Origin of the sequence: Amycolatopsis halotolerans, assembly GCF_042647905.1 — a bacterium.
In the GTDB taxonomy this organism is placed as follows: Bacteria; Actinomycetota; Actinomycetes; order Mycobacteriales; family Pseudonocardiaceae; genus Amycolatopsis; species Amycolatopsis halotolerans.
On the sequence record NZ_JBHRWI010000076.1, the window covers coordinates 106082 to 119854 of the forward strand.

At 70.5% G+C, this 13773-nt stretch carries 13 protein-coding genes; 7 read left to right on the forward strand and 6 right to left on the reverse strand.

Features of this window, described 5'->3' with window-relative positions:
• Positions 1–8: 8 nt before the first annotated feature.
• Positions 9–758 carry a TetR/AcrR family transcriptional regulator gene (locus tag ACFORO_RS44345; RefSeq protein WP_377872460.1) on the reverse strand — a complete coding sequence of 250 codons (750 nt, stop codon included), beginning with the start codon at positions 756–758 and terminating at the stop codon, positions 9–11.
• A gap of 106 nt (positions 759–864) precedes the next feature.
• Between ACFORO_RS44345 and ACFORO_RS44350 the strand changes: the two genes are divergently transcribed.
• The 3 genes from ACFORO_RS44350 to ACFORO_RS44360 all read left to right on the forward strand — a co-directional run bounded on the left by ACFORO_RS44350 (position 865) and on the right by ACFORO_RS44360 (position 4951).
• Entirely contained in the window at positions 865–3333 is a 2469-nt protein-coding gene (locus ACFORO_RS44350; protein ID WP_377872461.1) for a DEAD/DEAH box helicase, read from the forward strand.
• Positions 3330–3977 (forward strand): SWIM zinc finger family protein, encoded by a 648-nt coding sequence (locus ACFORO_RS44355; RefSeq protein ID WP_354741825.1) that lies wholly within the window; start codon positions 3330–3332, stop codon positions 3975–3977. Before ACFORO_RS44350 ends, ACFORO_RS44355 begins: the two co-directional genes overlap by 4 nt.
• A 200-nt stretch (positions 3978–4177) precedes the next feature.
• Positions 4178–4951 (forward strand): PE-PPE domain-containing protein, encoded by a 774-nt coding sequence (locus tag ACFORO_RS44360; protein ID WP_377872463.1) that lies wholly within the window; start codon positions 4178–4180, stop codon positions 4949–4951.
• A gap of 69 nt (positions 4952–5020) precedes the next feature.
• Here the strand turns inward: ACFORO_RS44360 and rox are convergent, their stop codons facing one another.
• The 4 genes from rox to ACFORO_RS44380 form a co-directional block, all read right to left on the reverse strand.
• Entirely contained in the window at positions 5021–6448 is a 1428-nt protein-coding gene (gene rox, locus ACFORO_RS44365) for a rifampin monooxygenase (RefSeq protein ID WP_377872465.1), read from the reverse strand.
• A gap of 176 nt (positions 6449–6624) precedes the next feature.
• Positions 6625–7269 carry a class I SAM-dependent DNA methyltransferase gene (locus tag ACFORO_RS44370; protein ID WP_377872466.1) on the reverse strand — a complete coding sequence of 215 codons (645 nt, stop codon included), beginning with the start codon at positions 7267–7269 and terminating at the stop codon, positions 6625–6627.
• 52 nt (positions 7270–7321) lie between these two features.
• Positions 7322–8938, reverse strand: a complete 1617-nt coding sequence (locus tag ACFORO_RS44375) for an acyl-CoA dehydrogenase family protein (protein ID WP_377872467.1) — start codon at positions 8936–8938, stop codon at positions 7322–7324.
• Entirely contained in the window at positions 8922–9527 is a 606-nt protein-coding gene (locus ACFORO_RS44380) for a TetR/AcrR family transcriptional regulator (protein ID WP_377872468.1), read from the reverse strand. The genes ACFORO_RS44375 and ACFORO_RS44380 overlap by 17 nt, the downstream gene beginning before the upstream one ends.
• Before the next feature lie 201 nt (positions 9528–9728).
• Here ACFORO_RS44380 and ACFORO_RS44385 point away from each other — a divergent pair, with 201 nt between their 5' ends.
• Positions 9729–10373: a DUF3592 domain-containing protein gene (locus tag ACFORO_RS44385; protein WP_377872469.1), complete on the forward strand. Its 645-nt coding sequence runs from the start codon at positions 9729–9731 to the stop codon at positions 10371–10373.
• 201 nt (positions 10374–10574) lie between these two features.
• Positions 10575–11441, forward strand: coding sequence for an LLM class flavin-dependent oxidoreductase (locus ACFORO_RS44390; protein ID WP_377872470.1), 867 nt, complete (start codon positions 10575–10577; stop codon positions 11439–11441).
• Here the strand turns inward: ACFORO_RS44390 and ACFORO_RS44395 are convergent.
• Positions 11438–12031 carry a hypothetical protein gene (locus ACFORO_RS44395; protein ID WP_377872471.1) on the reverse strand — a complete coding sequence of 198 codons (594 nt, stop codon included), beginning with the start codon at positions 12029–12031 and terminating at the stop codon, positions 11438–11440. The two genes, ACFORO_RS44390 and ACFORO_RS44395, sit on opposite strands and share 4 nt — an antisense overlap.
• 60 nt (positions 12032–12091) lie before the next feature.
• Between ACFORO_RS44395 and ACFORO_RS44400 the strand changes: the two genes are divergently transcribed.
• Positions 12092–12802 (forward strand): SDR family NAD(P)-dependent oxidoreductase, encoded by a 711-nt coding sequence (locus tag ACFORO_RS44400; protein ID WP_377872472.1) that lies wholly within the window; start codon positions 12092–12094, stop codon positions 12800–12802.
• A 27-nt stretch (positions 12803–12829) separates the two neighbouring features.
• A complete protein-coding gene (locus ACFORO_RS44405; RefSeq protein WP_377872474.1) occupies positions 12830–13123 on the forward strand; it encodes a hypothetical protein in 294 nt (97 codons plus the stop codon).
• Positions 13124–13773 lie beyond the last annotated feature (650 nt).

Here is a 13773-nt window from a genome sequence, read left to right on the forward strand (position 1 = left end):
TCGCGCGATCAGGCTCCGGCTAGCTGTCCGATCCCGTCGAGGATGCGGCCGAGCCCGAACCGGAAGTGGTGCTCGGGATCCGACGACCCGCCGTAGGTCTGCCCGGCGGTGGTGCCGACGCGGCTCGCGCGCGGGAAGTGCACCGGATCCGCCGCCGGGATCTCGGCCAGCACCGGCGCGGAGCGGTTCCACCAGTCGAAGTCGGTCATGCCGCTGCGCCGCGCGGCGCGGGTCGCGTCCACCGAACCGCGCGCCGCGCCCGCGACCAGTCCGTTGAGCAGGCTGACGATCGCGTCGAGCTGGACGTCGTCGAGGTCGAGTTCGTCCATCGCGGCCAGTTCGCGCTCGTATTTGGCGAAGCTGTGCGGGCCCAGCGTCGGGCGGCCGACGCGGATCTCCAGCAGCCACGGATGCCGGTGGTAGAGCCGCCACAGGTCCTCGGCGACCGCGGCGAGCCCGGCCCGCCAGCCTTCCGGCAGCTCGCCGGGGAGTTCGCCGTGCGCGTGGTCGAGCATCAGCTCCAGCAGTTCCTCGCGGCCCGGCACGTAGGTGTAGAGCGACATCGTCGCGACGCCCAGCTCGTCGGCGATCCGGCGCATCGTGACCGCGTCGAGCCCGTCCGCGTCCGCGACCCGGATCCCGGCCGCCACGACGTGCTCGACCGACAGCTTCGGTTTCGGGCCGCGGCGCGGGGGACCGGGCACGCCCCACAGCAGTTCGATGGTCCGCCGCGGATCGCCCGGCTCCTCGATGTCCATTTCGCTCCTTGTACGCAGTACAGAGTTTTCCGGTAGACTATCCCGGACAGGCCAGCCAGGGGAGGGCGGAGCACTGAATTCTGTAGTGGTGGAGCCGGGCCGGACCGTGTTCTGGAGACCGGACGGCGCGGAGCCGGACGGTCCCGGGGCGCCCGGCACGGTCGAGGTCGTGCTGCCGGACGGGGTGCGCACGGTGCCCGCGCTGCGGTTGCCGACCGCGGAGGCGGTGCCGGTGCTGCGCGCGCTCACGGATCCGTCCGCGCGGTTCTGGGCGCTGGCCGCCGAAGCCGCGGAACGGCTCGCCTCGGCCGGGTGGACCGGACCGCTCGACCCGGCCGAGGAAGCCTGGCTGCGCCGCCTTGCCGAAGCGATGCCTCCCCGCGCCCACGCGACTCCGATCCCTGGCGACCCGGCGCGGTTGCCGGAGCCGTATCCGCTGCTGATGCGGTTCCTCGGCGACGTCGCCGGAGTGGAGCCCGCGCTGCGCGTCTCGCTGCGGATCGAGTCCGACGATCTGGCGGGCGGCCGGTTCCGCGCCGTGGTCCAGGTGCACGGCGGGACCGAGCCGCTGGTCGACGCGGAAGAGCTGTGGCGCACCGGAAGCCAGGAGGCACGACACGAGGTCCTGCTGGCGTTGCGGCACGGAGCGGAGGTGTGGCCCGCGCTGGCTCCGCTGCTTTCGGCGGCGGTTCCGTCGGCGGTCGCATTGGGAGACCGCGAGATCGCCGAGCTGCTCGCCGGCGCGCTCGACGCCGCCGAATTGGCGGTGCACTGGCCCGCGGAGCTGACCGGGCTGGCCGCGTGCGCGGTCGTCCGGCCGGGCGACGCGCCGTCCGACGCGCGGTCGTTCTTCGGCGGCGACCGGGTGCTGCAGTTCGACTGGCAGCTCGCGCTGGGCGACAGCGAGCTGAGCGTCGCGGAACTCGACGCGCTCGCCGAGGCGCAGCGTCCGGTCGTCCGGCTGCGGGACCGGTGGGTGCTGCTGGACCGCACCACCGCCGACCGCGCCCGTGATCGCACGCTCAAGCCGTTGACCGCGATCGAGGCGCTCGGCGTCGCGCTCACCGGCCGCACCGAGGTCGACGGCGAGCTGGTCGACGTCCGCGCCGACGGCTGGCTGGAAGACCTGCGCGCGCGGCTGTCGGCCGATCCCGAGCCGGTGCCGCAGCCGGCGGGGCTGGCGGCGACCCTGCGCGATTATCAGCTGCGCGGCTTGCACTGGCTCGACACCGTCACCGGGCTGGGTCTCGGTGGCTGTCTCGCCGACGACATGGGGCTCGGCAAAACCGTCACGCTCATCGCCCTGCATCTGCACCGGAGCGCCGGTCCGACGCTGGTGGTGTGCCCGGCTTCGCTGCTGGGCACGTGGGAAACCGAGATCCGCCGGTTCGCGCCCGGGGTCCCGGTGCGCCGGTTCCACGGCGCCTCGCGGTCGCTGGACGAGCTCGACGGCGGCTTCGTCCTCACCACCTACGGCACGCTGCGCACCGACCCCGCGCCGCTGGCCGAGGTGAGCTGGGATCTGCTGGTCGCCGACGAGGCGCAGCACGTGAAGAACCACCGCTCCGACACGGCGAAAGCGTTGCGGCTGCTGCCTTCCGCGGCGAAGGTCGCGCTCACCGGCACGCCGGTGGAGAACACGCTCACCGAACTGTGGGCGATCCTCGACTGGACCACGCCGGGTCTGCTCGGCCCGCTCGCCGATTTCCGCCGCCGCTGGGGGAAGCCGGTCGAATCCGGGGCGGACCCGGCGGTCGCCGGGCAGTTGTCCCGGCTGCTGCGGCCGTTCCTGCTGCGCCGCCGCAAATCCGACCCGGGCATCGCGCCCGAGCTGCCCGCCAAGACCGAGACCGACCGGCCGGTGTCGCTCACGACCGAGCAGGCGTCGCTGTACGAGGCCACCGTGCGCGAGCTGATGGCGGACATCTCCGCGAGCGACGGCATGGCCCGCCGCGGCCGGGTCGTCAAGCTGCTCACCGCGCTCAAGCAGATCTGCAACCACCCCGCGCAGTACCTCGGCGAGCCCGACGACAGCACGCTTTCCGGCCGGTCCGGGAAGCTCGAGCTGCTCGACGAACTGCTCGACACGATCCTCGCCGAGGACGGCGCGGTGCTGGTGTTCACCCAGTACGTCGTGATGGCACGGCTGCTGGAACGGCACCTCGCCGCGCGCGGCATCCCGTCGCGGCTGCTGCACGGCGGCACCCCGGTCGCCCGGCGCGAGGAGCTGGTGCGCGGCTTCCAGAACGGCGACGTGCCGGTGTTCCTGTTGTCGCTCAAAGCCGCGGGCACCGGGCTCACCCTCACGCGCGCCGATCACGTCGTGCACTACGACCGGTGGTGGAACCCGGCGGTCGAGGACCAGGCGACCGACCGCGCGTACCGGATCGGGCAGACCCGGCCGGTGCAGGTCCACCGGCTGGTCGCGGAAGGCACGGTCGAGGACCGGATCGCGGTGATGCTGCGGGAGAAACGCGCGCTCGCCGACGCGGTGCTCGCCTCGGGCGAGGCCGCGCTCACCGAACTCACCGACGACGAACTGGCCGAGCTCGTGACCCTCCGGAGGCAGCGATGACCGACCGGGTCCGCGGATTCCCCGCGTTCCCCGCCCGCCCCGGCCGCGGCCCGTTCGCCCGCACCTGGTGGGGCCGCGCGTGGCTGCAGGCGATGGAGGACACCGCGCTCGACCTGCGGCAGCTGAAGAAGGGCCGGAGCTACGCCGCGGCCGGACTGGTCGGCCCGATCACGGTCAGCCCAGGCCTCGTCACCGCGACCACCGAGGACGCCGACGACGGCCCGTACCGCACGGGCGTCCACCTGGCCGAACTGTCCACAACGGACTGGGAGCTGCTGCTCGACCGCGCCGCCGACCACTCCGGGCACCTCGCCGCGCTGCTCGACCGGCATCTGCCGCCGGAGCTGGCCGAGGTCGTCCCGCTGCTGCCCGGCATCGGCGACCTGGACCCGGACTGCGACTGCCCCGGCTGGGAGCTCCCGTGCCGGCACGCCGCCGCGCTGTCGTTCCAGGTCGCGTGGCTGCTCGACGCCGACCCGTTCCTGCTGCTGCTCGCGCGCGGCCGGACCGAACAGGAAATCCTCGACGAACTCGGCCGCCGCACGGCCACCCGGGTCACCACGGGAGTGCTGGCCGCGGACGCGTATGCACGGGAGGTGCCGCCGTTGCCGGATCTCGCGGAGTTCACGCCTCGCGTCCGCTGAACCCTCGCGCACAGTCACCGGGGCCCGGTCACTCGATCCGGTGGACTCGTCTCCGGTGGCTGTGCGTCCTGACCTGCGGTATCGGCGGACACCCCGGCCCGCGCGGCGATCATGCTTTCAGCAGGATTTCATAGCTTCTCCGTAGCTTTCCGAATGCGTTCAGTAACCTGCTGACCATTCGACGCGGAGGGGACCCGATTGTGAAGAAAGCCAGGAGGATCGCGCTGATCGGCGCTGTCGTCGCCACGCTCGGCGCGGGATTCGCCAGCGCGGCACCGGCGTCCGCCGACGGCGCGCACTACTACATCCTGATCGGCGGCACCTGTGACGGGAAGGCGTCGGTCTACCATCCGGAGTGGCTGCGGGGCGGGATCGCGCGGGTCGTGGACTATCCAGCCGGAGCCGCCGGCGCCCCGAACTGCGACCAGACCCCGATGGACCAGAGCGTCAAGATCGGACACGACCGAGGCCGCCAGGTCGTCCAGGACGCCTACCGGGAGAACCCGAACGCCGAATTCACCGTCGTCGGCTACTCCCAGGGCGCGATCGTCGCGAACATGGTGCTCAACGACATCGCCGACGGCCAGCTCGGCGTCGACAAGGCGAAGTTCAGCGCGAAACTCTTCGCCGACCCGATGCAGCCGCCCGGCCCGGCCGGAACCGGGATCAGCTCGACGCTCCCGCCGGGCACCGGACTGCCATCGCCGTTCGGCGGATACGTGTCGTTCGGCGCGGGCCGCCCGGACTTCGACGGTGTCCGGTCCATCCGCTACTGCATCCAGACCGACGGCATCTGCGACTTCGACCCGATCCAGGCCGCGGGCGGGTATTTCGCCCAGCACTGGTGCTACCAGTGGCCGCGCCCGTCGGACCAGCGGTCGATCATGGGCGACACCATCGCCGACGGCGTCTACACCAACACGTCCGTGCGACTGGGCAAACAGGACTGCTGGGGCGGTCCGGTGCATCCCTGACCGCCGCCCGAGCGGGTTTCCCAACACCCCCAGCGAAGCCGGGAAGCCCGCTCGGGCCCTGCTACGTCCTCATCGCCGCGCGCCGAACCAATGCAACAGGCGCGTCTCCAGTTCCCGCTGATCCTCGCCGGTCCAGACCACGTGCCCGTCCGGCCGCAGCAGCACGGCCGGGACGTCGAGGTCCTCGCTCACGTCCACGACGCGGTCGACCCGGTCCGCCCAGCCCTCCGCCGACAGCCGCCCGTTCTGGTCCAGCAGCAGCCCGCGGCCCTGGTGCATCAGCTCGTACAGCCGCCCGCGCTTGAGCGCCAGGTCCGGCATCCGCCGCCCGAGCAGCGGATGCCCCTCGCCGAAGTCGTAACGGATGTCGAGCGCCAGCACCTTCTCCAGCAGCAGCCGGTTGACCTCCTCGAAAGCCATCAGCTCCGTCATCAGCCGCCGCATCGCGCGCCCGTCGGGATCGGGCGACATCACCACGGCCTGCGCGCGGACGTTGTCCAGCACGGCGTCCGCGACCGGATGCCGTTCGGCCTCGTAGGTGTCCAGCAGTCCCTCCGGAGCCCAGCCGTTGACCTCGGCCGCGAGTTTCCAGCCGAGGTTGAACGCGTCCTGGAGGCCGAGGTTGAGCCCCTGCCCGCCCAGCGGCGGGTGGACGTGCGCCGCGTCGCCTGCCAGCAGCACGCGGCCGACGCGGTAGTGCTCGGCCTGCCGGGTCGCGTCCCCGAACCGCGAGAGCCAGCGAGGGGAGTGGACGCCGAAGTCCGTCCCGGCGTACTCCCGCAGCTGGTGTTTGACCTCGTCCAGCGTCGGCGTCCGCGCCTCCCGGTCCTCGACCACGCCCGCGGCGGGCACGACCACGCGGAACATCCCGTCGCGGAGCGGCCCGACCCCGAACCACAGCTGGGTCTTGCGGATTTCCATTACCAGCGCGGCGACTTCGGCGGGATCCGCGGTCGCCTCCATCTCGCCCAGCAGAATCTCGCGCCGCGCGGGCTCGCCCGGGAACGCGACACCGAGCGCCTTGCGCACCGTGCTCCGCCCGCCGTCGCAGCCGACGAGGTAGCGCGCCCGCAGTTCGCCGCCGTCGGCCAGCGAGACGGTCACCCCGTCGTCGTCCTGGCTCAGCCCGACGACCTCGCACCCGCGCCGGATCTCCGCGCCCGCCTTGACCGCGTGCTCGGCGAGCAGCCGGTCGGTGATGGGCTGCGGAAGCCCCAGCACGTACGGATGCGAGGTGTCGAGCCGCTCCGGCGCGGGCCGCGCGATCCCCGCGAAGAAACCCCCGACCGGGTGCGTCGAACCCTCGGCGAGGAACGGCTCCAGCATCCCCCGCTGATCCAGCACCTCCATGCTGCGCGAGTGCATCCCCAGCGCGCGCACGAACTTCGGCGGTTCCGCCTCCTTCTCCAGCACGACCACGCGCACCCCGTGCAGCCGCAGCTCCGCGGCCAGCAGCACGCCCGCCGGCCCGGCCCCCACCACGATCACGTCCGTCATGAACTTCTCGTCCCCTGTACCGGAGCCGGTTTCCGCCCGCGGCATTTCCGCAGGCAGTGGCTCCGGCGGACGATTGTGGAGCACCACCCGGGCCTTGCCGCAAGCCCCGGGGTGCGCTATATGTTGAAGGGGACAGGGAGAAGTCCCTGCCCCCTTCCGTCCCCAGTGGACTTTCCTCAGCCCTCCTTGCGGGCCATCAAGTACGCCTGCTGGGTCGCTTCGAAGCTCGGTCCCGGCTCGCGCACCAGACGCGCGTCCACCACGAACCCGGCGTCGGCGAGCAGCTGCGCGACGAAGTCCGGGTCGAGCCGGTACGCGTCGGCCGCGATGTCGTGCCCGTAGGCGTTCTCGATGCGGCGACGATGGTTGTCGCCCACCTGGAACGCGGTCAGCAGCCAGCCGCCGGGCCGCAGCACCCGCGCGAGTTCCTTGGCCACCACCGGAAGCTCCTCCGGCGGCGTGTGGATCAGCGAATACCACGCGAGCGCCCCGGCGAGCGAGCCGTCGGCGAGGTCGAGCGCGGCCAGCGAGCCGACCTCGAAGCGCAGGTGCGGATGCGTCCGGCGGGCGACCTCGACCATCGCGGGGGAGAGGTCGACGCCGAAAACGTCCAGCCCCAGCGAAGCGACGTACCCGGTGAGACGGCCGGGGCCGCAGCCCAGATCGCCCACCGGGCCCTCGCCGGTCAGCTCCGCGAACGCGCCGAGCATCGTCCGGTCCCACGTGCTCGACTCGAGGAAATCCTTCAGCATTTCGGCGTACGACTCGGCGACAGTGTCGTACGCGGTCCGCGTCTCGGTTACGTAAACAGGTTCGGTCACGGGCAGGGACAGTAGCCCTCGCCGCCAGGCCCTGTCCGGCGAAACACGCGGACTAGACGCGGGCGCGGGCGATGATCGCGGAAGTGTCGGTTCCAGCGGGCAAAGTGCCGAAAGCCAAGCCCCAGTCGCCGCCGAACCGCGTGCCGCAGAACGCGTCCGCCACCGCGCGCGGCGCGTGCCGCACGAGCAGCGAACCCTGCAGCACCAACGCCATCGACTCGACGACCCGCCGTGCCCTGAACTCCAGATCGTCCACATCGGACAGATCCTTCTTGAGCCGGTCGACCGCGTCGTCGAGGCGCGCGTCCCCGCCCGCAGCCTGCTCCACCTCGGCGAAGAAAGCCGCCACGGACTCCGGCTGCCGTCCCATCGCGCGCAACGCGTCGAGCGCGGCGACGTTGCCCGAGCCCTCCCAGATCGACATCAGCGGAGCTTCGCGGTACAGCCGCGGCATGCCCGATTCCTCGACATACCCGTTGCCGCCAAAGCATTCCAGCGCCTCGGCCGCGTGCATCGGAGCCCGCTTGCAGACCCAGTACTTGGTCACCGCGAGCCCGAGACGACGGAACGCCTGCTCCTGCTCGTCGTCGCGCCGGTCGCCCGCGGCCGCGAGCCGCATCGACGCCGCCACCGCCGCTTCCGCCTCGATCACCAGGTCTGCCAGCACATTCGCCATCAACGGCTGGTCCACGAGCGCCTTGCCGAACGCGTGCCGGTGTGTCGCGTGATGCACGGCGCGCACCGCGCCCAGCCGCATGCCCGACGAACTGCCGAGCGCGCAGTCGAGCCGGGTGTTGTTGACCATTTCGATGATCGTCCGGACCCCGCGGCCCTCTTCGCCGACGAGCCAGCCCACCGCGTCGTCGTACTCGATCTCCGACGACGCGTTCGACCGGTTGCCGAGCTTGTCCTTCAAGCGCTGCAACCGGATCGGGTTCCGGCTGCCGTCCGGGAGAACGCGGGGGAGCAGGAAGCACGACAGCCCGCCGGGGGCCTGCGCGAGCGTCAGGAACATGTCCGACATCGGCGCGCTCGTGAACCACTTGTGCCCGACCAGCCGGTAAGTCCCGTCGCCCGCGGGCCGCGCCGCGGTGGTGTTCGCGCGGACGTCCGAACCGCCCTGCTTCTCGGTCATCGACATGCCCGCGATCAGGCCGCGTTTCGCGGTCGGCTCGCGCAACCCGAAGTCGTACTCGGTCGACGCCAGCAGCGGCTCGTACTTCTCGGTCAGCTCAGGATTCGCGCGCAACGCCGGAACCGCCGCGTACGTCATGGAAATCGGGCAGGTGTGCCCGGCCTCGGACTGGCTCCAGACATAGAACTTCGCCGCCCGCGCCGCGTGCGCCCCCGGCCGCTCGTCCCGCCACGGCGCGGCCTGCAGCCCGTGCGACACCGCGACGCTCATCAGGTCGTGCCAATGCGGATGGAACTCGACCTCGTCGATCCGGTGGCCGAACCGGTCGTGCGTGCGCAGCACCGGCTCGTTCTCGTTGACCAGCCGGCTCCACTCCCGCACCTGCTCGCTGCCCGCCAGCCGCCCCAGCTCGTGCAGCTCGTCGACCACCCACGACGCCTCCGTGCGCCCGACCGCCTCCGCCAGCGCCGGATCGGCGGCGACGTCGTGCTCCAGCGGCGGAACCTGATTGACGACCTCATGCGTTGCGGGCATCCGAACCTCCCAGTGACCGCACGACGAACGTGCTCAACTCGCTGACCTCCGCCGACCCGCCGCTGGTCAGCGGGCCGATCAAGACTTCCGCCGCGGCGCCGACCAACGCCGCCGCACTCGCCGCGGCGTCCTGCGCGGGCAACACCCCGGCCCGTACGCCTTCGGCGACGTGCTCGGCCACGACGTCCCGGAACACCCGCCGGAATTCGAGCCGCTCCGCGTCGATCACCGCGTCCACGGGCTCCGCCAACAGGGCGTACGCAAGCCTCGGGGCTTTCAACGCCCGCACCGCGAACGTCTCGAACACCGCCACGACGCGGGCCACGGGATCGGCCGGTCCAGCTGCCGCTGAACGCACCGCCTCGACCTCGCGGGAGACGACCTGCCGGAAGACCCGCACGACGAGGTCGGCCTTGGTGGGGAAGTGCCGGTACACCGTGCCCACGGCAACACCCGCCCGCTCGGCGACGGCGGCAACCGAGCAGCCCGAGTAGCCGTGCTCGGCCAGCTGCTGCACGGTGGCGTCGAGGATGCTGTCCCGGAGCGCGTCGAGGCGCTCCTGGACCTTGGGCGTTCTGCGGTAAGCCACGGCAAGAAGTGAACCACCGATTCACAACTTGCGTCAACGGTGCGGCTCGCATCCCACGATGGGCAGGGTCAAGCACCTCTCCCCGGCGGCGCGGCCGGAACGGCACGCCACCGACGGTCTTCCACCAGGGTATGGAGCAGCCCTACGCTTGGCCGAAGGTGCGAAAGCCGCTGTAGACGCGGGCCGCGGGCGGGGGACGGCGTGGAAGACTTTCTCCGGTTCGGGACGGCAGGGGGACGGGTCGGCGCGGAAGACGCTGGCCGGTTCGAGACGGCGAGACTGGCCGTTCGCCGTCGGCGAGTGGGCGTGCTCATGGCGGTCTCCGGCATCGTGCTGTTCAGCGTGTTCGTTTCGAGCGGGGTCTTCCTGCAAAACCGCGCGGACGACCTTGCTGCCAGCGGAGTTCGGGTGCAGGGCACGGTCGTCGTGGTCAACGGCGATCGCCCCTCGCGGTCCGGCTTCGTTCATGTGCGTTTCATGGTGGACGGCGACGACCGGGTACGGGTGCTCAGCAGGACATCGAGCGAGCCCGTTCCGCGGGTCGGGGACACGGTCACCGTGATGTACGACCCGGCAGACCCCGACCGGCTGCGCACCAGCGACCTGGCCAACGACCCATGGGGGCTCACCGTGGCGATGGTGTTCAGCTTCGTGCCGTCGTTGTGCTTGATTCCGGGCGGGTTCTTGACCTGGCTCGACCGGGAGCGGAGGCTTCGGGCGCGTTCTTACGTCCGGAGCAAGGCACCGCGCCCCCGTCAAGGACGTGACACGCTGGTGCTGTGGCGGGACTTCGACCCGGCCACCCCGCGCCGACCGGCGCGCAAGCGCCCCGACAGCCGCGCCTGAAGCGGATGCGGGCGGAGCGGGGATCCGTCCAGGTTTCCCGCGCGGCCCGCACCGAGAGCGCCGGACTCGCGCTCGTCGCGATCAGCACGGAAGGCGAAGGTTTCGGCTGCCACCTGCACGCCGGTACAGCGTAGCGAGAATTCCGTGACGGGCCGGTTATTCGCTTGCCGTACCACCTCTCTCGCCAGGACCATGCCCGGTATGCGCTTCTCGGTCAACATCCCGAACTTCGGCGATTTCGCCGACGCCCGGACCGTCGCGAGAGTGGCCGCGGCGGCCGAACAAGAAGGCTGGGACGCGCTGTTCCTCTGGGACCACGTCGTCCACGACAAGGACAAACGCCGCGGCCAGCCGTTCGGCGATCCCTGGATGCTGCTGACCGCGGCCGCGCTCGCGACCTCCACCCTCAAGCTCGGCACGCTGGTCACCGCGGTGCCCCGCCGCCGTCCCGAGCACCTCGCCCGCCAGGTCGCCACCCTCGACGCCCTCAGCGGCGGACGGGTCATCTTCGGCGCCGGCCTCGGCGGACCGATCCAGGACGAATTCGGCAGCTTCGGCGAACCCACCGACCCGGTCCTGCTGGCCGAGCATCTCGACGAAAGCCTCGGCCTTCTCGACCAGTACTGGTCCGGAAACCCCGTCAACCACGACGGCAAGCACTACCAAGCCCGCGACGTCACCCTCCTGCCCGCCACCGTCCAGCAGCCGCGCCCGCCCGTCTGGCTCGCCGCCGTCTGGCCCAACCGCCGACCCGTCCGCCGCGCCGCGCGCTGGGACGGCATCGCCCCGCTGTTCACAAACGCCACCCACGGCGTCGTCCCGGCAGCGGAAGACGTCCGCGATGTCGTGTCCTACGCCCGAAAACACGGCGCGGGGGAGAAGTTCGAATTCGTCGTCGGCGGCCGCACCCCGGGCGACCCGGCCCGAGCCCGCGACCTGATCGCCCCGCTCGCCGAAGCCGGCGCGACCTGGTGGGACGAACGGCAGCTGATCACCACCAGCGACCTCGACCGCCTCGAACCCACCCTGCGCCGCATCAGCCAAGGACCGCCCAGGGGAGTGGACTAAACCTCGACCGCCAGCGCCTCGCTCAACCGCTCCGCCAACGGCTGCACCGACTCCGCCGAAACGCCGTTGTCGAGACCAGCGGCAGGGAGGAAACGAACGGTCGTCCCGGTAGTGCCATCCGCAGGCACCGCAACCAGATCGTCAACCGGGACGCCGTGGCGATACCGCTGCGTCCACGCCCCCTCCGCACGGCGATTCGTGTGCACCAGCCACTCGCTCAACGCCGCGACCACCGACATCCCGTACCGCGGATGCCCGTCCGGGAGGGGAGTGGCAGGCGGAAAATCGAAGTACTGGAAGTCTTTCGTCGCCATCACCGGCTTCCGCACCGGCCGCCCGTCGTCGCCGACCGCCATCTGCGTCCCGCGACCGTCGTCCGCCACCGAAACCGAACCGTCCGGGTGAAATTCGACGACCGCCCGGCCCGCACCCAGATCCTCGGCCTCGTCCGCGGCGTAGGCGAGCACCTCCAGAATCAGGTGACACAGTCCGGCCGGCGCGTACCGATCCGGGTTCTCGCGGATCAACCGAAGGTGCTCAGGATCGTGCTCACGGGACCAGTCGTGCGTCGTCGGCTCCGGCAGCGGCATCCACCCATCCTGCCACCGATCCTTGACTTGGTCCGCGCTCCAGCACCGACCTTCGCGGCCATGACCACAACGCTCATCACCGGTGCCACCAAAGGACTCGGCTACGAAACCGCCCGCCGCTTGGTTGCCGCCGGACACACCGTCTACATCGGCGCGCGCGACGCCGCCCGAGGTCAGCGGGCCGCGGCGGAACTCGGCGCACGAACCGTTCAGCTCGACGTCACCGACGACGCGTCAGTCCTCGCCGCGGCGAAAACCGTCGAAGCTGACGGGGGACTGGACGTCCTCGTCAACAACGCAGGCATCGCCATCGAACTGGGCAGCGATGGGGAACCGGTCGGCGCACCGGACGTGACTGCCGACCTGATGCGGGAAACGTTCGACACCAACGTCTTCGGCGTCGTGCGAGTGCTTCATGCGTTTTTGCCGCTCCTGCGACGTTCGTCCGCGCCGGCGGTGGTGAACGTCAGCAGCGCGCTGGGGTCGCTGGGCAGGATGGCCGACCAGGCGACGCATCAGCACGCGTACCGGGGCGTCGCGTACCCGGCGTCGAAGGCCGCAGTGAACATGGTGACTGTGCAGTACGCGAAGGCGTTCCCGGAGATCCGGATCAACGCCGTCGAACCCGGCTACACGAACACGGACATCAACGGACGCCGCGGCGGACAGTCCGTTGAGCAAGGCGCGGAGATCATCGTCCGGATGGCTCAGGTGGGCACGGACGGACCGACGGGCACGTACGTGGACATCGACGGTCCGCTCGTGTGGTGAGGACGGAATGGCTGGAATACTCGTACTGTGGACGAGTATTGCTGGCCAGACGAGCGTCTCGTGGGCCGGGCTCGTGCGGCATGGGCGGCGACGATCGAGTCCTCGCCGGTGGGGACGTCGATTACGGGCAAGGTGATCGGCCGACAGCGGTTCGGAGTATTCGTGCGGATCGATGGCGTGCCCGACGCGCTGGGGTTGGTTGAGGTGACGGCGTTGCCGTGCGGCACGTCGCTGCCAGCGGTCGGAGACGCCGTCGTCGGCGAAGTGCTGTGGCACGCCGCCCATAACCACCAGATCAGGATCCGACCGTCCCGGCACTGACTCTCAGGCGGGTGAGTGGCCTGCGGTGCTGCCCAAGCAGCTTACTTGACATAATGTACATTATCGGCGTTTTGGCGACCTGCGGATCAGTGCACTGAGGAGGGGTTTCTCCAGAGGTTTCTGACGCTGTCGCACGACTTGTCTCCGCACGCGTCCTCTGGAGCATTCCTGACTCGCCGAGCATCAGCTGGCTTGCCTCTCCGTCGCAGGCGGACGCCTGGACCAAGCTCCTGCGGAGCCTCAGGTGCCGTCTCGGCGAAGAGCCTGGAATCCCCGACGGGATCCACCGGGTGCAGTCGTGCTTAATTCGTCACCGTGACGAATTAAGCACGACTGGCTGGACGTTGAGGTTGGAGCACAACAACTTTCTCCAGCGCGCTGAGGCTGACTCAGACGACCTGAAGATCCACTCGACTAGATGAACGCGTCGCAGACCGGACCCAGCGTCAGGTGGATTCGCTGCACTGAGGCACGCGTGAACACTGACTTTTCACGCAACGCAGGGAGCATCCAGATGCGAGTGGAGTGATCGAAAGGCGCTGTCCCCCAAGGGGATCCAGCCCCTTCTCAAACCTCGTCAAACCCCTTCCACGGCCATGTTTCATGCATAATCGCTATTATGCATCATATATCAGACAACAGGTAGTGCC

Coding starts and splice junctions, on each gene's coding strand:
- ACFORO_RS44345 (WP_377872460.1), bottom strand. CDS start 758: ATGGACATCGAGGAGCCGGGCGATCCGCGGCGGACCATCGAACTGCTG.
- ACFORO_RS44355 (WP_354741825.1), top strand. CDS start 3,330: ATGACCGACCGGGTCCGCGGATTCCCCGCGTTCCCCGCCCGCCCCGGC.
- rox (WP_377872465.1), bottom strand. CDS start 6,448: ATGACGGACGTGATCGTGGTGGGGGCCGGGCCGGCGGGCGTGCTGCTG.
- ACFORO_RS44375 (WP_377872467.1), bottom strand. CDS start 8,938: ATGCCCGCAACGCATGAGGTCGTCAATCAGGTTCCGCCGCTGGAGCAC.
- ACFORO_RS44390 (WP_377872470.1), top strand. CDS start 10,575: ATGCGCTTCTCGGTCAACATCCCGAACTTCGGCGATTTCGCCGACGCC.
- ACFORO_RS44395 (WP_377872471.1), bottom strand. CDS start 12,031: ATGCCGCTGCCGGAGCCGACGACGCACGACTGGTCCCGTGAGCACGAT.
- ACFORO_RS44400 (WP_377872472.1), top strand. CDS start 12,092: ATGACCACAACGCTCATCACCGGTGCCACCAAAGGACTCGGCTACGAA.